Origin of the sequence: Pseudomonas monsensis (assembly GCF_014268495.2) — a bacterium.
GTDB classification, from domain to species: domain Bacteria; phylum Pseudomonadota; class Gammaproteobacteria; order Pseudomonadales; family Pseudomonadaceae; genus Aquipseudomonas; species Aquipseudomonas monsensis.
Genome location: NZ_CP077087.1, coordinates 5,466,645 through 5,484,460 on the forward strand (window position 1 = coordinate 5,466,645; position 17,816 = coordinate 5,484,460).

19 protein-coding genes and 1 other RNA gene are annotated in these 17,816 nt (G+C 59.6%); 4 read left to right on the plus strand and 16 right to left on the minus strand.

Going from position 1 to position 17,816, the window contains the following annotated elements; translation table 11 throughout:
• Window position 1 precedes the first annotated feature (1 nt).
• From mraY to rsmI, 9 genes are all read right to left on the minus strand, one after another.
• Window positions 2-1,084 (minus strand): phospho-N-acetylmuramoyl-pentapeptide-transferase, encoded by a 1,083-nt coding sequence (gene mraY, locus HV782_RS24060; protein WP_015096766.1) that lies wholly within the window; start codon window positions 1,082-1,084, stop codon window positions 2-4.
• On the minus strand, window positions 1,084-2,451 hold the full coding sequence (locus HV782_RS24065; RefSeq protein WP_123463140.1) for a UDP-N-acetylmuramoyl-tripeptide--D-alanyl-D-alanine ligase: 1,368 nt from the start codon (window positions 2,449-2,451) through the stop codon (window positions 1,084-1,086). Before HV782_RS24065 ends, mraY begins: the two co-directional genes overlap by 1 nt.
• The gene (locus tag HV782_RS24070; protein ID WP_186748490.1) at window positions 2,444-3,907 is read right to left on the minus strand and encodes a UDP-N-acetylmuramoyl-L-alanyl-D-glutamate--2,6-diaminopimelate ligase; all 1,464 of its coding nucleotides are present in this window, start codon (window positions 3,905-3,907) and stop codon (window positions 2,444-2,446) included. The genes HV782_RS24065 and HV782_RS24070 overlap by 8 nt, the downstream gene beginning before the upstream one ends.
• On the minus strand, window positions 3,907-5,646 hold the full coding sequence (locus HV782_RS24075) for a peptidoglycan D,D-transpeptidase FtsI family protein (RefSeq protein WP_186748495.1): 1,740 nt from the start codon (window positions 5,644-5,646) through the stop codon (window positions 3,907-3,909). The genes HV782_RS24070 and HV782_RS24075 overlap by 1 nt, the downstream gene beginning before the upstream one ends.
• Entirely contained in the window at window positions 5,646-5,939 is a 294-nt protein-coding gene (gene ftsL, locus HV782_RS24080) for a cell division protein FtsL (protein ID WP_085700842.1), read from the minus strand. Before ftsL ends, HV782_RS24075 begins: the two co-directional genes overlap by 1 nt.
• Window positions 5,936-6,883 carry a 16S rRNA (cytosine(1402)-N(4))-methyltransferase RsmH gene (gene rsmH, locus HV782_RS24085; protein ID WP_437180145.1) on the minus strand — a complete coding sequence of 316 codons (948 nt, stop codon included), beginning with the start codon at window positions 6,881-6,883 and terminating at the stop codon, window positions 5,936-5,938. The genes ftsL and rsmH overlap by 4 nt, the downstream gene beginning before the upstream one ends.
• Window positions 6,880-7,335 (minus strand): division/cell wall cluster transcriptional repressor MraZ, encoded by a 456-nt coding sequence (gene mraZ / locus HV782_RS24090; RefSeq protein WP_007917012.1) that lies wholly within the window; start codon window positions 7,333-7,335, stop codon window positions 6,880-6,882. Before mraZ ends, rsmH begins: the two co-directional genes overlap by 4 nt.
• Window positions 7,336-7,738: 403 nt before the next feature.
• Window positions 7,739-8,092, minus strand: an RNA gene (rnpB, locus tag HV782_RS24095) — RNase P RNA component class A.
• A gap of 73 nt (window positions 8,093-8,165) precedes the next feature.
• Window positions 8,166-9,071, minus strand: a complete 906-nt coding sequence (gene rsmI / locus HV782_RS24100) for a 16S rRNA (cytidine(1402)-2'-O)-methyltransferase (protein ID WP_186748489.1) — start codon at window positions 9,069-9,071, stop codon at window positions 8,166-8,168.
• 177 nt (window positions 9,072-9,248) lie between these two features.
• Here rsmI and HV782_RS24105 point away from each other — a divergent pair, with 177 nt between their 5' ends.
• The 4 genes from HV782_RS24105 (at window position 9,249) to HV782_RS24120 (ending at window position 12,692) form a co-directional block, all read left to right on the plus strand.
• The gene (locus HV782_RS24105; protein ID WP_123463132.1) at window positions 9,249-11,060 is read left to right on the plus strand and encodes a penicillin-binding protein activator; all 1,812 of its coding nucleotides are present in this window, start codon (window positions 9,249-9,251) and stop codon (window positions 11,058-11,060) included.
• The gene (locus HV782_RS24110; RefSeq protein WP_123463131.1) at window positions 11,060-11,422 is read left to right on the plus strand and encodes a YraN family protein; all 363 of its coding nucleotides are present in this window, start codon (window positions 11,060-11,062) and stop codon (window positions 11,420-11,422) included. Before HV782_RS24105 ends, HV782_RS24110 begins: the two co-directional genes overlap by 1 nt.
• A 101-nt stretch (window positions 11,423-11,523) precedes the next feature.
• The gene (locus HV782_RS24115; protein WP_008082788.1) at window positions 11,524-12,117 is read left to right on the plus strand and encodes a phosphoheptose isomerase; all 594 of its coding nucleotides are present in this window, start codon (window positions 11,524-11,526) and stop codon (window positions 12,115-12,117) included.
• A complete protein-coding gene (locus HV782_RS24120) occupies window positions 12,114-12,692 on the plus strand; it encodes a BON domain-containing protein (RefSeq protein WP_123463129.1) in 579 nt (192 codons plus the stop codon). Before HV782_RS24115 ends, HV782_RS24120 begins: the two co-directional genes overlap by 4 nt.
• Window positions 12,693-12,743: 51 nt before the next feature.
• Here the strand turns inward: HV782_RS24120 and HV782_RS24125 are convergent, their stop codons facing one another.
• The 7 genes from HV782_RS24125 to rplM form a co-directional block, all read right to left on the minus strand.
• Window positions 12,744-13,157 (minus strand): ClpXP protease specificity-enhancing factor, encoded by a 414-nt coding sequence (locus tag HV782_RS24125; RefSeq protein WP_003228047.1) that lies wholly within the window; start codon window positions 13,155-13,157, stop codon window positions 12,744-12,746.
• Between the two features lie 16 nt (window positions 13,158-13,173).
• The gene (locus HV782_RS24130; RefSeq protein ID WP_003228048.1) at window positions 13,174-13,791 is read right to left on the minus strand and encodes a glutathione S-transferase N-terminal domain-containing protein; all 618 of its coding nucleotides are present in this window, start codon (window positions 13,789-13,791) and stop codon (window positions 13,174-13,176) included.
• A gap of 146 nt (window positions 13,792-13,937) precedes the next feature.
• A complete protein-coding gene (locus HV782_RS24135; RefSeq protein ID WP_186748488.1) occupies window positions 13,938-14,720 on the minus strand; it encodes a cytochrome c1 in 783 nt (260 codons plus the stop codon).
• Window positions 14,720-15,931: a cytochrome b gene (locus HV782_RS24140; protein ID WP_064589124.1), complete on the minus strand. Its 1,212-nt coding sequence runs from the start codon at window positions 15,929-15,931 to the stop codon at window positions 14,720-14,722. The genes HV782_RS24135 and HV782_RS24140 overlap by 1 nt, the downstream gene beginning before the upstream one ends.
• Window positions 15,931-16,524, minus strand: a complete 594-nt coding sequence (petA, locus tag HV782_RS24145) for a ubiquinol-cytochrome c reductase iron-sulfur subunit (protein ID WP_003228055.1) — start codon at window positions 16,522-16,524, stop codon at window positions 15,931-15,933. The genes HV782_RS24140 and petA overlap by 1 nt, the downstream gene beginning before the upstream one ends.
• Window positions 16,525-16,794: 270 nt before the next feature.
• Window positions 16,795-17,187, minus strand: coding sequence for a 30S ribosomal protein S9 (gene rpsI / locus HV782_RS24150; protein ID WP_127648153.1), 393 nt, complete (start codon window positions 17,185-17,187; stop codon window positions 16,795-16,797).
• Between the two features lie 14 nt (window positions 17,188-17,201).
• Window positions 17,202-17,630: a 50S ribosomal protein L13 gene (rplM, locus tag HV782_RS24155; protein ID WP_003228062.1), complete on the minus strand. Its 429-nt coding sequence runs from the start codon at window positions 17,628-17,630 to the stop codon at window positions 17,202-17,204.
• Window positions 17,631-17,816 lie beyond the last annotated feature (186 nt).

Genomic DNA, 17,816 nt, shown 5'->3' on the forward strand with positions numbered 1-17,816 from the left:
TCTACCTCAGCTTCAGGGTGGCAAGGCCGATCAGCACGAGAATCACGGTGATGATCCAGAAACGGACGATCACACGCGGCTCGGGCCAGCCCTTGAGTTCAAAGTGGTGGTGAATCGGCGCCATGCGGAACACACGGCGACCGGTCAGCTTAAAGGAGGCAACCTGAATGACTACTGACAGGGTTTCCATCACGAACACGCCGCCCATGATGAACAGGACGATTTCCTGCCGGACGATCACCGCAATGGTGCCCAGTGCCGCGCCGAGCGCCAGTGCACCGACGTCGCCCATGAACACTTGTGCCGGATAGGTGTTGAACCAGAGGAACCCCAGGCCGGCACCGATCAGCGCGCCGCAGAACACGATCAGCTCGCCCGCGCCCGGAACGTAAGGAATCAGCAGGTATTCGGCGAATTTCACGTTACCCGACAGGTAGCAGAAAATGCCCAGGCCACCGCCGACCATCACCGTCGGCATGATCGCCAGACCGTCGAGGCCGTCGGTCAGGTTGACCGCGTTGCTCGAACCGACGATCACGAAGTAGGTCAGCACAATGAAACCGGCGCCCAGCGGAATGCTGTAATCCTTGAGCATCGGCAGGATCAGGGTGGTTTCCACCGGAGTGGCAGCGGTCATATAAAGGAAGATCGCCGCACCGAGGCCGAACACCGACTGCCAGAAGTACTTCCAGCGGCTCGGCAAGCCACGGGAGTTCTTTTCGATGACCTTGCGGTAATCGTCGACCCAGCCGATGGCACCGAACAGCAGGGTCACCAGCAGCACGACCCACACGTAACGGTTGCTCAAGTCAGCCCACAACAGGGTGCTGACACCGATCGAAGACAGAATCAGCGCACCGCCCATGGTCGGCGTACCGGATTTGGACAGGTGCGATTGCGGACCGTCGTTACGAACGGATTGACCGATCTGACGGTTCTGCAGGGTGCGGATCATCCACGGGCCATAGCACAGCGACAAAACCAGCGCGGTCAGTACACCGAGGATCCCGCGCAGGGTCAGGTACTGGAAGACCGCGAAGCCTTTGTAGAACTGTTGCAGATACTCCGCTAGCAGCAGCAGCATTAATGTTTCTCCAGACTGGACCCGCACAGAGCCGCAACGATGTTTTCCATCGCTGCACTGCGCGAACCCTTGATCAAAATGGTGGTGTTTGTGTCCTGCTCGGCGTCGAGGGCCTGGATCAGTTCGGCTTGCGTGCCGAAGTGATGCGCCTGTTCACCGAATGCCTTTACGGCGTGAACCATGTTCGGTCCGACTGCGTAAAGTGCGCAAACCTTGCCCCGGGCGTACTCACCCACGTCGCGGTGCCCCTGCTCCGCCCAATCGCCCAACTCGCCGATATCCCCGAGCACCAGAACGGTGCGGCCGGAAAAGCCGGCGAGTATATCAACGGCGGCGCACATGGAGGTGGGGTTTGCGTTGTAAGTGTCATCAATCACGCGCATGCCGTTTTTCGCCAGTTGCGCGACGGTGCGACCCTTGACCGGTTGCACGGCACCCAACCCAGTGGCGATGCCGAACAGCGACACGCCCAAGGCGTGAGCGGCAGCGGCGGCGGCCATGGCATTGGCGACGTTATGGGTACCGAGCAGGTTCAACTGAACATGCTCGACACCTTCAGGTGTATGCAGGTTGAAAGCCGGGCAACCCCGGGCATCGGTGCTCAGGTCACTGGCGTAAAAGTCTGCCTGAGGATTGCCCAGGGAGAAGGTCAGCACCTTGCGTCCGCCGGCTCGGAGCTTCCAGATACCGAAAGCCTTGTCGTCGAGGTTGAGCACCGCCACGCCATCAGCCGCCAGGCCGTCGATGATCTCGCCTTTGGCCTCGACGATTTTTTCCGGGCCGCCGAACTCACCGACGTGAGCGGTGCCGGCATTGTTCAGAATCGCCACGTGCGGCTTGGTCAAGCCCACGGTGTAGGCGATTTCGCCCAGGCGCGAAGCCCCCAGCTCGATCACGGCCGCGGTATGTTCCGGGGCCAGTTCGAGCAAGGTCAGCGGTGCGCCCAGGTCGTTGTTCAGATTACCGCGAGTGGCGAGCACGGCGCCGCGAGTGCGCAGGATGCTCGCGAGCATTTCCTTGACCGTGGTCTTGCCGCTGGAGCCGGTAATGGCGGCGACCGGCTGAGTGAACGCGGCGCGGTTCAATGCACCCAACTGACCGAGGGCCTGACGGGTGTCCTTGACCAGCAGTTGCGGCAAGGTGCTGTCAGCGACTTCGCGTTCGACCAAGGCAGCGACGGCGCCTTTGCCGGCAACATCGTTCAGGTAGTCATGACCGTCGAAACGCGGACCGGTCAGGGCAATGAACAGCTGGCCAGGCTTGATCGCGCGACTGTCGATGCTGACGCCGTCGAAACGCGCATCGCCGCTGATCAGACGTGCATCGAGCACGTTGGTCAGTTCACTTAATGTCAGGGCCTTAAGCATGGGCCACCTCCCATGCGGTGAGGGCATGATCGGCTTCGACCAGATCGGAGAACGCGTGGCGCTCGCCGTTGATTTCCTGATAGTCCTCGTGACCTTTACCGGCCAGGACGATCACGTCGTCAGCCGAGGCGCCGGCAATCAATTGCGCAATCGCCTGACCACGGCCCGCCACGAACGTGACTTTATCCACAGCGGTGAACCCGGCGCGGATGTCATCGAAAATCACCGCAGGATCTTCAGTGCGCGGGTTGTCGTCGGTAACCAGTACCTGATCGGCCAGACGCTCGACCACTTCGGCCATCAATGGACGCTTGCCGCGATCACGGTCGCCGCCGCAGCCGAACAGGCACAGCAACTGACCTTTGACGTGCGGGCGCAATGCCGTCAGGACTTTTTCCAGCGCGTCCGGGGTGTGGGCGTAATCGACCACCACCAGCGGCTGTGTGCCGCCGCCCAGACGCTGCATGCGACCGGCCGGGCCTTCGAGTTTCGGCAGAACCTTGAGTATTTCGTCGAGGGCGTAGTCCAGACCGAGCAAGGCGCCGACGGCAGCCAGTACGTTGCTCAGGTTGAAACGACCCAGCAGCGTGCTGCGCAAATGATGCTCGCCCTGCGGCGTCACCAATGTGGCGCGCACACCATGGTCGTCGAACTGCGCTTCGCGGCAGAACAGATAAGCGCTGCTGTCGAGCAAGCTGTAGGTGATCAGGCGCGACTCACGTTTTTCAGCGGCCAGTTGTCGACCGAAATCGTCGTCGAGGTTGACCACGCGGCACTTCAGATCATTCCAGGCGAACAGCTTGGCCTTGGCCTCGGCGTACGCCTCCATGGTGCCGTGATAATCCAGATGATCGCGGGACAGGTTGGTCATCACCGCGACGTCGAACGCCAGCGCCGTGACCCGGCCCTGATCCAGGCCGTGGGACGAGACTTCCATGGCCACGGCTTTGGCGCCGGCCTTTTTCAGGTCGCCCAGGGTCGCTTGCACGGCGATCGGATTCGGCGTGGTGTGCAGACCGCTTTCCAGTGCGCCATAGAAGCCGGAACCCAGGGTCCCGACGATGCCGCAATGCTGGCCGAGCAGATCCAGCGCCTGTGCGACCAATTGGGTCACGCTGGTCTTGCCGTTGGTGCCGGTCACGCCAATCAGGTTTAGATGATGGCTCGGCTCGCCGTAAAAACGTCCGGCGATGTCCGACAGCTGCGCCGCCAGACCTTTGACCGGAATCAGTGGCACTTCGGTGATCGGCAGCACAGTGGCGCCTTCCACTTCATAGGCCACCGCTGCCGCGCCGCGCTGCAAGGCATCGGCGATGTGCGCACGGCCATCGAATTTGCCGCCCGGCACCGCGAGGAACAAATCGCCGGCGCGCACGTTGCGGCTGTCCAGCGCCAATTCACGGATCAACAGATCGTGGCCGGCGTGGGGGAATATTTTGTTCAGACTTAATGACATCAGCCGCGCCCTCCATTGGCTTTCAGCGGAACGACCGGGGTGGCGTTGGCTTGTTGCGTCGTCGGCAGGTTGTCCGGCGTCACGTTCATCAGGCGCAGGGTGCCGGACATCACACGGCTGAACACCGGCGCGGAAACCAGACCACCGAAGTAACCGGCCTTGGACGGCTCATCAATCACCACAACAATCGCGTAACGCGGATCGCTCATCGGACCGAAACCGGCGAACAGCGAGCGATAAGAGTTTTCCGCGTAGCCTTTCGTGCCCACCGAGGTCTTACGCGCAGTACCCGACTTGCCCGCCACGTGATACGCCGGCACCTGCGCACGGAACACGCCGCGCGGCGCTTCGATCACTTGCTGCAGCATGCCTTGCATGGTTTTCGCGACGGCTTCCGGCAGCACTTGCGTGGTCTGCGGCATCTTGTCGGTTTTGATCAGGGTCAGCGGTGCCAGACGACCGTTGTTGGCCAGCGCCGAGAACGCGTGCACCAGCTGGATGGCGGTCACGGAAATACCATAACCGTACGACAGCGTTGCGGTTTCAGCCTTGCGCCACTCACGGTAGTTCGGCAGGTTGCCGACGCGCTCGCCCGGGAAACCGAGGCCGGTGTCCTGGCCGAGGCCGACTTTCTGTGCGAGGCGGAAAATCGTTTCGCCGCCGATATCGAACGCGACCTTACTCATGCCGACGTTACTGGAATTGATCAGAATGCCGGTCAGGTCGAGCACCGGACCTTCGGTCTTCGACACGTCCTTGATGGTGTATTTGCCGATCTGCAGCGAACCCGGATACACCTCGACGGTGTCGCTCGGCTTCCAGCGGCCGGTTTCGATCGCGGCGCTCATCGAGATGGCTTTCATGGTCGAACCCGGTTCGAACACGTCGATCATCGCGCGGTTACGCATCATCGCCGGTTGCAGGTTGCGCCGGTTGTTCGGGTTGTAGGTCGGCTGGTTGACCATGGCCAGAATCTCGCCGGTCTTCACGTCCATGATCACCAGGCTACCGGCCTTGGCACCGTTCTCGATGATGGCGTTACGCAGTTCGCGGTTGGCCAGATACTGCAGACGCAGGTCAATGGACAACGCCAAGGGCTTGCCGGCCTTGGCGTTTTTGGTGACCTGGACATCCTTGATCAGCCGTCCGCGCCGATCCTTGATGACCTGTCGTTTGCCCGGCACCCCGGCCAGCCACTCGTCGTAGGCCAGTTCAACGCCTTCGCGCCCGTGATCGTCAATGTCGGTAAAGCCGACCATGTGCGCGGTGACTTCACCGGCCGGGTAGAACCGGCGGAATTCTTCGATGCCATACACGCCCGGCACTTTAAGGTCGAGCACGGCCTGGCCCTGCTCGGGGGTCAACCCGCGCACCAGATAAATGAATTCTTTGTTGGCCTGGGCCTCGAGGCGTTCGGTCAGGGCTTTCGGATCCTGACCCAGCGCGGCGGCGAGTGCTGGCCACTTTTCTTTGGCCGTCTGCATTTCCTTGGCGTTGGCCCACAGGGTGGTCACCGGGGTACTCACGGCCAACGGCTCGCCGTTACGGTCGGTGATCAGGCCGCGATGCGCCGGAATCGGAATGTGACGAAGACTGCGTGCGTCGCCCTGTCCTTTAAGGAAATCACGGTCGACTACCTGCAGGTCGATGATGCGCCAGCAGATCGCCGCAACCATGATGCCGAGCAGCGCCACCATCACCCGGAAGCGCCACGGAAAGAGTGCCCCTTCGAGTTTCATCATGGCGCCACCATCTTCACGTCAGCCGCGCCAGGGATGTGCATTTTCAGTTGTTCGGTGGCCAGCACTTCAATCCGGCTGTGCGCGGTCCAGGTGCTTTGCTCGAGAATCAGGCGCCCCCACTCGGCCTGCGCCTTGTCGCGTACGCTGAGCTCGTTATACAGGGTGTTGAGCAACTGACGGTTCCAGTGCGCGCTGTAAGACACGCCGATGGCCGACACGAGCACGCCGATAAACAGCAGCAGCATCAGAAAGCTGCCGCCCGGCAGGGGCTTGGCGAAAAGCTTGCTCACCGCAACTTCTCCGCGACGCGCATGACGGCGCTACGGGAACGTGGGTTGGCTTTGAGTTCGGCATCGGAGGCCGTCTGCGCTTTGCCATGAATTTTGATTTTCGGTTCGAACGCCACGTGGCGAACCGGCAGGTTGCGCGGCAGGTTGTCGGCTTCGCCTTTCACCAGCTTGCGCATGAACAGTTTGACGATGCGGTCTTCCAGCGAGTGAAAGCTGATCACGACCAGGCGGCCGCCCACTTCCAGCGCTTCCAGCGCGGCATCAAGGCCGGCTTCCAGATCGCCCAGCTCGTTGTTGACGTGAATGCGCAAACCCTGGAACGCACGGGTGGCCGGGTTCTTGCCCTTTTCCCAAGCCGGGTTGGCGACTTTCAGCACTTCAGCCAGGTCGGCGGTGCGCTCGAAAGGTTTGATATCGCGACGCTCGGCCACGGCACGGGCCATGCGACCGGAGAAACGTTCTTCGCCGTATTCCTTGAACACCCGGGCAATTTCTTCCACCGGTGCGGTATTGACGAATTCCGCCGCGCTGATGCCACGGGACGGATCCATGCGCATGTCCAGCGGGCCGTCATTGAGAAAGCTGAAGCCGCGCTCGGCGTCATCGAGCTGCGGCGACGACACGCCCAGATCCAGCAGAATGCCGCTGACCTTGCCCGCCAGGCCGCGCTCGGCAACCACCGAACCGAGCTCGGCAAAGCTGCGCTGCACAACGACAAAGCGGCCGTCTTCGGCCGCTAGCGTTTGCCCGGTGGCAATCGCTTGTGGATCTTTGTCGAATCCGATGAGCCGCCCGTCCGTCCCGAGCTGGCTGAGGATCAGCCGACTATGCCCGCCGCGCCCGAACGTGCCGTCCAGATAGCAGCCATCAGGACGTACAGCGAGAGCCTCGACGGCTTCGTCAAGCAGTACGGTGATGTGGTTAAAGCCGCTATCAATAGTCACAGGATCAAATCACGCAGTTCATCAGGCATCGCGCCCGGTTGTTGAATAGCAGCAAGGTCAGCGGCAGACACCGCGTTCCATGCATCCTCGTCCCACAATTGGAACTTGTTCAGTTGGCCTACCAGCATCGCGCGCTTATCCAATTTGGCGTATTCGCGCAGACGCGGTGGAACCAGAAAACGACCACTGCCATCGAGTTCGAGGTCGACGGCATTACCAATCAGCAAACGCTGCAGGCGACGGTTCTCTTCGCGAAGTGAAGGGAGCGCGCGCAACTTGGTTTCAATAATTTCCCACTCGTCGAGCGGATAGACACACAGACACGGATCAACGGCATCAATGGTCACGATCAATTGGCCGGAACTGCGCGAATCGAGCTCGTCACGGTACCGGCTCGGCATGGCGAGACGGCCCTTTGCGTCGAGACTGATAGCGTTAGCTCCGCGAAACACGTCAGCGTTTCTCCAATTTTTATCGTTTTGAGCTCAAAAAACCCACTTCATGCCACTTTCCGCCACTTGCGCACACTATAGGAATGCGCCCACCACACCGTCAAGGCGCGGATTAAAGGAAAACCCTTACAGAACGGAGATTTAGGAGCATAAAAGAAGAAGCAACGAGAATCTGGCGGATGCATTCGACCCATAACTTGAGGCAGCACTGAAAGCTGCGCTCGAAAGTTAAAGTAATTTGTTAAGAGTAAGATTTTTTCGGTATTACAAAGGCGCTTCTGCTGTTGATTGAAGCAAGGTGGGAAATGGCTATTACTGAGTTTGCCGCTGCCGGATATCCAGCCCAGGCCTGCTGATAATAAACAGCCCTGTCGCCTTTAATTCAAGCAGGGAAAAGAAAAAGGTGGAGAGTCGATCTGTAAGCCGGGTTCTGTCTTGAACAGTCATTCGTCTACGATGGCCATCACTGGACATCTTTAGCAACCTACCCGGTCCCAGCGCGGGCCACGCCTTGGGACCCTATTTGGTCTTGCTCCAAGTGGGGTTTACCTAGCCACGAACTGTTGCCAGACGTGCGGTGCGCTCTTACCGCACCTTTTCACCCTTACCGGCGCCGAAGCGCTTAGGCGGTTATTTTCTGTGGCACTTTCCGTAGGCTCACGCCTCCCAGGCATTACCTGGCACTTCGCCCTATGGAGCCCGGACTTTCCTCCCCCCCCTAATTTTCATAGAGGGCAGCGACTGTCCGATCGACTCTCCGCCGCGAAGGTTAACGGCAGAGCGCCTGAAGAACAAGCGCTAAAAGCCTCAAGACCGCTATGGGCGACGGCTTACACGCCCTTCTGTTTATCCAGTGCTACCTGATACAGCACGTTTTTGCGCTCGCCGGTGATCTGCGCTGCCAAAGCAGCGGCGCGCTTGAGCGGCATCTCTTCAAGCAACAGATCGAGGATGCGCATCGCCTCACTGCTGACCGCATCTTCCGACTCTGGCGCCGCCCAGCCCGCGACCAGCACGACACATTCGCCGCGCTGCTGATTGCTGTCGGACTCAACGAATGCGCGCAACTCAGCCAGCGGCAGGCCCTTGAGCGTCTCGAACGTCTTGGTGATCTCGCGGGCCAGCAAAGCCTGGCGCTCACCGCCGAAGACTTCTTCCATATCCTGCAGACACTCAAGGATGCGATGCGGCGCCTCATAGAAAATCAGCGTGCGCGGTTCTTCCTTGACGGCCTCGAGACGCGCCTTGCGCCCGACCGACTTGGCTGGCAGAAAGCCTTCGAAGATAAAACGGTCGGACGGCAGCCCCGCCGCCGACAGCGCCGCAATCAATGCGCAGGCACCCGGCACCGGTACGACATTGATCCCGGCGGCGCGGGCCTGACGCACCAGGTGATAACCCGGATCGGAAATCAACGGCGTGCCGGCGTCGGAGATCAGCGCCACGTTATCGCCTGCCATGAGACGGGTAATAAAGCGGCTGCCTTCATCGCGCTCGTTGTGTTCATGGCAGGCAGCCAGCGGCGTAGCAATGCCGAAGTGCTGCATCAGGCGCGCCGAGTGCCGCGTGTCTTCGGCCGCAATAAGCGCCACTTCGCGCAGGATTTTCAGGGCCCGGGCGCTGATGTCGTCCAGGTTGCCGATGGGCGTCGCCACCACATAAAGCGAGCCAGCAGCGGAATTCAGGGAACCTGGAGCAATCAAAGCGCACACCTCGTGATCGGTAAAAGCGGCCATTGTAGCGCGTCACGAGGCGTGCGCGGCGCTCCGCCCAGGCACGGTTTTCCCCTCGGTTGTGCGCCACTGCAACATTTGCTCCAGCTAAATTGTCCGTTTCACGCCACTAACATCGCGCCCCGGCCAGTGCTTGGGTACAATTCGACGCTAATTTGATCGAGTATCAGGAACACTTACATGATCGCTTGCCTGCGGCTGTTCACTGCCCTCTGCCTCGCTGCCTTGCTGGCGGCCTGCGCCAGTTCCCCTTCCTCCAGCCTTGGCGAACTTCCACGGACCCCGGATGCCAGCATCGAGCAACTGCTCGAACAGGCCACCCAGGCTAAAACCCCGGAAAAAGCTGCCCTGTTGCGCCTGAGCGCGGCAGACCTGGCTTATCGCCAGGGCAATGCCGGCCAGTCCGCGCAAATCCTGCAACAAGTGCCAATCGAGCAGTTGAAGCCAGGCCAGCAGATTTTCGCCAGCACCCTGTCCGCCGAACTGGCCATGACCCGCAATCAGCCGAAAGCCGCGCTGACTGCCCTGAGCCACCCAAGCCTGCAACACCTGGGCGAAATGCCGGAAGAGCAGCAGGTGCGCACCGGCACCGTGCATGCCCGTGCACTGGAAGCCGATGGACAGACACTGGCCGCCGCCCGTGAGCGCGTGTTCATCGCGCCGATGCTGCAAGGCGAGGCGGCGAGCAAGAACCACGAAGCGATCTGGACGCTGATCGGCTCGCTGCCAACCGACCAGTTGCAACCGAACACCAGCGACGACCTCGGCGGCTGGATGGGCCTGGCCCTGGCGGTGAAATCCGCGGGCACCCTGGAACAGCAACAAGCCGCGATCGACGCCTGGCGTGCGCAGAATCCGAAGCACCCGGCCGCGATCAACCTGCCGCTGCCACTGACCAAACTCAAGGAGCTGGCCAGCCAGCCCCTGAGCAAAATCGCGCTGCTGTTGCCGCAGGATGGCCCGCTGGCCTCGGTCGGCAAAGCCCTGCGTGAAGGCTTCATGGCTGCGCACTACCAGGCCCAACAGGCCGGCCAGAAGCCGCCAGCCATTGAGTTCTATGACAGCTCGAAACTGACCTCGATGGACGAGTTCTACCGCAAGGCTCAGGCTGACGGCGTGCAACTGGTAGTCGGCCCGCTGGAAAAACCGCTGGTCAAACAACTGAGCACTCGCCCGCAACTGCCGATCACGACCCTCGCGCTGAACTACAGCGAAGGCGATCAAGGCCCGGCGCAGCTGTTCCAGTTCGGTCTGGCCGCTGAAGACGAAGCCCGCGAAGTCTCGCGCCGCGCACGTGCCGACGGCCTGCATCGCGCCGCAATCATGGTACCGAGAGGCGAATGGGGCGAGCGCGTACTGCGTGCGTTCAGCCAGGACTGGCAGGCCAACGGTGGCAGCATCGTTGCCACCGAACGTGTTGATCAGCCAGTGCAACTGGCCCAGCAGATCGCCGACATGTTCCAGCTGCGCCAGAGCGAAGCCCGCGCCAAGAGTCTGCAGAATGCCGCCGGCACCAACGTGGCCGCGCAGCCTTCGCGTCGTCAGGACATCGAATTCATCTTCCTGGCCGCCACTCCGCAACAGGCGCAACAGATCAAGCCGACCCTGAACTTCCAGTACGCCGGTGACGTACCGGTGTACGCGACCTCACACGTGTACAGCGCCAGTGGCGACGTCAACCAGTACAACGACATGAACGGCATTCGCTTCTGCGAAACCCCGTGGCTGCTGGAAACCAGCGACCCGCTGCGTCAGCAAGTGGTTGCACAGTGGCCACAGGCTGCCGGCAGCCTCGGTCGCCTGTACGCCATGGGCGTCGATGCTTATCGTCTGGCTCCGCGCCTGGGTCAGCTCAAGGCACTGCCGGACAGCCGCATCGACGGCGAGTCGGGTAGCCTCGGCATGACCCAGACCCAGCGTGTCGTGCGTCAGCTGCCGTGGGCACAGTTCGTCAGCGGTCAGGTTCAACGCCTGCCGGACACTCCGCGCTGATGCCTGACAGGTCACGCTCGCAAAGCGGCAAGGATGCCGAGCGCCAGGCGCTCGAGCATCTGCAGAACCAGGGGCTGCGCCTGTTGGCGCAGAACTGGTTATGTAAACGCGGCGAGCTTGATCTGGTCATGCTTGATGGCGATACAGTAGTATTCGTTGAAGTTCGCTACAGAAAAAACACTCAATGGGGTGGCGCGCTCGCTAGCATTGATGAGCGCAAGCAGCAGAAATTGATTTTCGCTGCGCAGTATTTTCTTCAGCGCGAGTCGCGTTGGGCCAATTCCCCCTGCCGCTTCGACGTGGTGGCCATCGACAGCCATCCGGATCAGCTGAACTGGTTGCAGAATGCGTTCGACAGCTGATCGCCTGTAACCGACCGGATTTTCACCCGACACATTTTGCTCTTTGCTTTGCGGGCTGCACATTCATGTGCCGGACAGCCGCGCTACTTAAGGTCACACAGATGGACATGCAATCCCGAATTCGCCAGCTTTTCCAGGCCAGTATCGACACCAAGCAACAGGCGATGGACGTACTTGCACCGCACATCGAGCAAGCCAGCCAGATCATGGTCAACGCCCTGCTCAACGAGGGCAAAATGCTTTCGTGCGGCAACGGCGGCTCCGCTGGCGACGCCCAGCACTTTTCGTCGGAGCTGCTCAACCGCTTCGAGCGCGAACGCCCGAGCCTGCCAGCCATCGCGCTGACCACCGACACGTCGACGATCACTTCGATCGCCAACGACTACAGCTACAACGAAGTGTTCTCCAAACAGATCCGTGCGCTCGGCCAGCCCGGCGATGTCTTGCTGGCGATTTCGACCAGCGGCAACTCGGCGAACATTATTCAGGCGATCCAGGCCGCACATGATCGCGAAATGATTGTCGTAGCTTTGACCGGACGCGATGGCGGCGGCATGGCGTCGCTGCTGTTGCCCGAGGATGTCGAAATTCGCGTACCGGCCAACGTCACTGCACGTATTCAAGAAGTCCACTTGCTGGCGATCCATTGCCTCTGCGATCTGATCGACAGCCAACTGTTCGGGAGTGAAGAATGACCCCTAATCGCCTTGGCCTTCTGGCCTTGACCCTGTGCCTCGGCATCAGCGGCTGCACCTCGGTGGTGAACGCCAGCCGTGAAGCGCCGATCGAAGACGACCGCGGCACCCGCACCTTCGGCAGCAAGATCGACGACTCGTTGATCGAAACCAAAGTGGGCGTGAACGTGGCCAAGGCCGACCCGGCCCTGGACAACGGCTCGCACATCGTCGTCACCAGCTTCAACGGCGTCGTGCTGCTGGCCGGCCAGACGCCGCGCGAAGACCTCAAGGCCAAAGCCGAACAGGCTGCCGCCAACGTCCAGCGTGTGAAGAAGGTGCACAACGAACTGCAAGTGATTGCACCTTCAAGCTTCCTCGCCCGCCAGAACGACGCCTGGCTGACCACCAAGATCAAGACTCAGATGCTGACCGACGCCAGTATTCCCGGCTCGCGCATCAAGGTCGTGACCGAGAACGGTATCGTCTACCTGCTGGGCCTGCTGACCAAGCAGGAAGCCCAACAGGCAACCAATCTGGTGCAAAGCGTTTCTGGCGTGCAGAAGATCGTGAAGCTGTTCGAATACATCGACTGATTTGCAGCACCTGCGCAATAAAAAAGGCGACCCTTTCGGGTCGCCTTTTTTTTACTTCACCACTTTCAGGCTTGGCCGGCCACTCGGGCGCGGCGGCTCGCTGTCCGGCGGCGGCAAGTCGTCATCCGGTTCGATGTCGTCTTCGTCATCCATCGGCGACTCAAGATCGAACACCATGCCCTGACCGTTCTCCCGGGCATAGATCCCCAGGATCGCGCTGATCGGCACATACAGGCTGTGCGGAACACCGCCGAAGCGACCTTCAAAGGTCACCACGTCGTTATCCATGTGCAGATGGCGCACGGCACTGGGCGAGATGTTCAGGACAATCTGTCCGTCACTGGCGAAACCCTGCGGCACCTGCACCGCCGGGTATTCGGAATTGACCAGCATGTGCGGGGTGCAATCGTTATCAACAATCCACTCGTAGAGCGCGCGGACCAGATAAGGTCGACTGGAGTTCATAGCGGCTCCTTAAGCCTTAGCGCATATCGCGTTCGACGCCAGACAGACTCGCCTGGAAAGCCTCACGCGCAAACTGGCGCTCCATATAATCAAGCAGCGGCTTGGCCGGCCGCGGCAGTTCAATACCCAGAATCGGCAAACGCCAGAGTATTGGCAATAGGCAGCAATCCACCAGACTTTGTTCCTCGCTGAGGAAAAACGGCTTGTCGGCGAACAGCGGCGACACGCCGGTCAGGCTTTCACGCAATTCCTTGCGCGCCACGACACGCGCGGCTTCCTTGGTTTTCGGATCCAGAATCAGATCCACCAGACCACACCAGTCGCGCTGGATGCGGTGAATCAGCAGACGACTGTTGGCACGCGCCACCGGATAAACCGGCATCAAGGGCGGGTGCGGGTAACGCTCATCCAGATATTCCATCACCACGGTCGACTCCCAGAGCGCCAGGTCACGATCGACCAGCGTAGGGAGACTGCCGTAAGGGTTCACCTCAATCAGTTTAGGCGGCTGGCGACCAGCTTCCACATAAATGATCTCGGCGCTGACACCCTTCTCTGCAAGTACGATGCGCACTCGGTGGGAATAGTGGTCGGCGGGGTCGGAGTAACAGGCCAACCGATTGGTCACGCCCATGGCGATCCTCCTCGCTTGTTGAAATTGTCGGAACCGGAAAAACGCGCGCGCCCAGAGGGCGCCTCCCGCAACCTCTGGCTGACCAGACGTTGCGTTATCAGAGGCGCCCTTGGGCGCGCGCGATTAACAGCAATGCTTGAAGCGTATCAGTGCACGTCTTTCCAGTATTCACGCTTGAGCAGGTAGGCGAACACAAAGAAGAACGCCAGGTACAGCAAGACGTAAGTACCGATGCGCTGATGTTGCAGCTTAACCGGGTTAGCCGAGTAAGCCAGGAAGGTTACCAGATTCTTGACCTTCTCATCGAACTGCTCTTCGTTCAGAGCACCGGTTTTCGGCACGATGGTCAACTGATCGCACGCTTCATGAGTCAGCGGCGTACCGGTCAGCGGATCATATTGCTTCTTGCCGTCTTCAACGATCTGCACTTGTTTGCAGCCAACCACCTGACGACCTTGCAGGCCGACCAGCACGTTAGGCATGCCGACGTTCGGGAAGACCTTGTTGTTCACGCCCCATGGACGTGCAGGATCTTCGTAGAACGAACGCAGGTAACCGTAGAGCCAGTCGGTGCCGCGCACACGCGCCACCAGGGTCAGATCCGGTGGCGCTGCACCGAACCAGGTCTTGGCGTCCGCCGGCTGCATGCCGATGTACATGTGATCGCCGATCTTGGCACCAGTGAACACCAGCTTCTCCAGCATCATTTCGTGTGGAATGCCGAGGTCATCGGCCACCCGCTCGTAACGCTGGAACTTGGCACTGTGGCAACCCATGCAATAGTTGGCAAAAGTGCGCGCGCCATCTTGCAGGGCAGCCTTGTCGGACACGTCAATGTCGACCTTTTCCAGTTCTGGACCACCGTGTTCAGCGGCGAAAGACAGCACAGGCAGCGCAGCAAAAATCAGAGCAAAAAATAACTTTTTCATCAGCCAGTCACCCTTTCCGGAACCGGTTTGGTCTTCTCGAGCCTGGTGTAGAACGGCATCAGAATGAAGTAGGCGAAGTACAGGAAGGTGCAGACCTGCGATACCAGCGTGCGCTCCGGCGTCGGCGCAAGCACACCGAGAATGCCGAGAATCACGAAGGAAATGCAGAACACCACCAGCCAGATCTTGCTCATCCAGCCCTTGTAGCGCATCGATTTGACCGGACTGCGGTCAAGCCAGGGCAGGACAAAGAGCAAGGCGATCGAAGCACCCATGGCGATCACGCCCATGAGTTTGTCCGGGATCGCACGCAAGATCGCGTAGAACGGCGTGAAGTACCAGACCGGTGCAATGTGCTCTGGCGTCTTGAACGGGTTGGCCTGCTCGAAGTTTGGTTTTTCGAGGAAGTAGCCGCCCATTTCCGGGAAGAAGAACACGATAAAGCAGAAGATGAACAGGAACACCACCACGCCGACGATGTCTTTCACGGTGTAGTACGGGTGGAAGGCAATACCGTCCAGCGGGATACCGTTCTCGTCTTTGTGCTTCTTGATGTCGACGCCGTCAGGGTTGTTCGAACCGACCTCGTGCAGCGCCAGGATGTGCAGCACCACCAGACCGAGAATCACGATCGGCAGCGCGACAACGTGCAAGGCGAAGAAGCGGTTCAGGGTAATCCCGGAGATCAGGTAGTCACCACGGATCCACTGGGTCAGGTCGTTACCAATGACCGGAATCGCACCGAACAGCGAGATGATCACCTGGGCACCCCAGTAGGACATCTGACCCCACGGCAGCAGATAACCCATGAACGCTTCGGCCATCAGCGCCAGGTAAATCAGCATGCCGAACACCCACACCAGTTCACGCGGCTTCTGATACGAACCGTAGAGCAAGCCACGGAACATGTGCAGATAGACCACGATGAAGAATGCCGAAGCACCGGTGGAGTGCAGCAGACGCAGGATCGAGCCGTACTCGACATCGCGCATGATGTATTCGACGGAAGCGAACGCTTCCTCTGCCGACGGCGTGTAGCTCATCGTCAGCCAGACACCGGTGACGATCTGGTTGACCAGCACCAGCAGCGCCAGGGAGCCGAAGAAGTAGAAGAAGTTGAAGTTTTTTGGAGCGTAATACTTGCTGAGATGGTCTTCCCACATTTTTGTGGCGGGAAAGCGCGCATCAACCCAATCCATGAACTTGCTCATCACGCTTTCTCCGTATCGACGCCAATGACAATCAGGTCATCGGTCTCATAGGAATGCGGGGGAACTGGCAGGTTCAAAGGCGCAGGTTGCGACTTGTAGACGCGGCCAGCCAGATCGTAGTGGGAACCGTGGCAAGGGCAGAAATAGCCACCGACCCAGTCTTTACCCAGATCCGCAGGTGCCACTTCGGGACGGAAAGTTGGTGAGCAACCCAGGTGCGTGCAGATCCCGATCAGCAGCAGAATTTCCGGCTTGATCGAACGCACTTCAGGATCGACATAAGTAGGTTGCGTGGAGTTTTTGGAAGTCGGATCGGAGAGCTGGCCCTCGATCTTCTTGAGATTCCCCAGGATTTCCGCAGTACGGCGGACAATGAACACCGGCTGGCCGCGCCACTCAGCAATCATCTGCTGCCCTGGCTCGATTTTGCTGACATTCACTTTCACCGGTGCGCCGGCGGCTTTCGCCTTGGCACTGGGAAACCATGACCCCACGAACGGGACCGCAGCCCCCACCGCTCCTGCAGCACCCACCACGGATGTGGCTGCTACCAAGAAGCGACGCCGGCCTGCATTCACGCCGTCATTGCTCATTCAGTCCTCTCCCATCAGCTTTTGTGGCCTGTTAAATCAGGCATCTACTAAATAAATCAATGTTACTTATAAAAATTTTGCCGAATGGTAATGAAAAGCCCCAATTCTGACAAGGGAATTACCCGGAGCTTCCACCCCCAAGCCTTGCAGTATAGGGGGTCTACGGATGAGGCAAGTTGTCACAGCGCAATTCTTTTGATAAATCGCAGGCATAAAAAAACGCCCGCTTCCGTGAGGAATCGGGCGTTCTTTTTGAACGTGGAAGCGGAATTAACGCTTCGAGTACTGCGGACGCTTACGCGCTTTACGCAGACCCACTTTCTTACGTTCAACTTCACGGGCGTCGCGAGTAACGAAGCCAGCTTTGCGCAGAGCGCCGCGCAGGGTTTCGTCGTAGTCCATCAGAGCGCGAGTGATACCGTGGCGGATTGCGCCAGCTTGACCACTTACACCGCCGCCGATGACAGTGACGTAGATGTCGAATTTCTCGACAGTCTCGGTCAGTTCCAGCGGCTGACGAACTACCATGCGGGCAGTTTCGCGGCCGAAGAACGAGTCCAGGGAGCGGTTGTTGATGGAGATGTTACCAGTACCCGGACGCAGGAAAACGCGTGCGGTTGCGGTCTTGCGACGGCCAGTGCCGTAATTTTGAGTCGCCGACATAATGAACTATTCCGTTAAATCTTCAGTTCTTGGGGCTGCTGAGCAGTATGAGGGTGTGCAGCGCCCGCATAGACTTTCAGCTTACGGTACATGTCACGACCCAGCGGGTTCTTAGGCAGCATGCCTTTAACCGCGGTCTCGATCACGCGCTCAGGGGCTTTGGCGATCAGCTTTTCAAAGTTGATCGACTTGATGCCGCCCGGGAAACCGGAGTGGGAGTAGTACATTTTGTCAGTGGTTTTAGCGCCGGTAACACGGATCTGCTCGGCGTTGATTACGACGATGTAGTCGCCGGTGTCAACGTGAGGAGTGTACTCAGGCTTGTGCTTGCCACGCAGACGGCTCGCGATTTCGGTGGCCAGACGACCCAGGGTCTGACCAGCAGCGTCGACGACAAACCAGTCGCGCTTTACTGTTTCCGGTTTAGCAGTAAAAGTTTTCATTCTTTATAGCCTCAGGGGCCGCCTGTAAATAAGACGGCGGATCTTACTGAATAGTGCGTACTTTGACAAGTCAAAGGCAGCCGGATACAGACGCTTTCGGGGGCTCGGGTCGGCGCGTCCGTTCAACGGCAAGATTCTTCGGCGGCGGCGCATCACTTCCACTGCAGAAAGAGGTCGGCAATTATG

Bases quoted from the DNA above. Each gene is read 5' to 3' on its own strand.
- mraY (WP_015096766.1), bottom strand. From the start codon at position 1,084: ATGCTGCTGCTGCTAGCGGAGTATCTGCAACAGTTCTACAAAGGCTTC.
- HV782_RS24065 (WP_123463140.1), bottom strand. From the start codon at position 2,451: ATGCTTAAGGCCCTGACATTAAGTGAACTGACCAACGTGCTCGATGCA.
- HV782_RS24070 (WP_186748490.1), bottom strand. From the start codon at position 3,907: ATGTCATTAAGTCTGAACAAAATATTCCCCCACGCCGGCCACGATCTG.
- HV782_RS24075 (WP_186748495.1), bottom strand. From the start codon at position 5,646: ATGAAACTCGAAGGGGCACTCTTTCCGTGGCGCTTCCGGGTGATGGTG.
- rsmI (WP_186748489.1), bottom strand. From the start codon at position 9,071: ATGGCCGCTTTTACCGATCACGAGGTGTGCGCTTTGATTGCTCCAGGT.
- HV782_RS24105 (WP_123463132.1), top strand. From the start codon at position 9,249: ATGATCGCTTGCCTGCGGCTGTTCACTGCCCTCTGCCTCGCTGCCTTG.
- HV782_RS24110 (WP_123463131.1), top strand. From the start codon at position 11,060: ATGCCTGACAGGTCACGCTCGCAAAGCGGCAAGGATGCCGAGCGCCAG.
- HV782_RS24115 (WP_008082788.1), top strand. From the start codon at position 11,524: ATGGACATGCAATCCCGAATTCGCCAGCTTTTCCAGGCCAGTATCGAC.
- HV782_RS24120 (WP_123463129.1), top strand. From the start codon at position 12,114: ATGACCCCTAATCGCCTTGGCCTTCTGGCCTTGACCCTGTGCCTCGGC.
- HV782_RS24125 (WP_003228047.1), bottom strand. From the start codon at position 13,157: ATGAACTCCAGTCGACCTTATCTGGTCCGCGCGCTCTACGAGTGGATT.
- HV782_RS24130 (WP_003228048.1), bottom strand. From the start codon at position 13,791: ATGGGCGTGACCAATCGGTTGGCCTGTTACTCCGACCCCGCCGACCAC.
- HV782_RS24135 (WP_186748488.1), bottom strand. From the start codon at position 14,720: ATGAAAAAGTTATTTTTTGCTCTGATTTTTGCTGCGCTGCCTGTGCTG.
- HV782_RS24140 (WP_064589124.1), bottom strand. From the start codon at position 15,931: ATGAGCAAGTTCATGGATTGGGTTGATGCGCGCTTTCCCGCCACAAAA.
- petA (WP_003228055.1), bottom strand. From the start codon at position 16,524: ATGAGCAATGACGGCGTGAATGCAGGCCGGCGTCGCTTCTTGGTAGCA.
- rpsI (WP_127648153.1), bottom strand. From the start codon at position 17,187: ATGTCGGCGACTCAAAATTACGGCACTGGCCGTCGCAAGACCGCAACC.
- rplM (WP_003228062.1), bottom strand. From the start codon at position 17,630: ATGAAAACTTTTACTGCTAAACCGGAAACAGTAAAGCGCGACTGGTTT.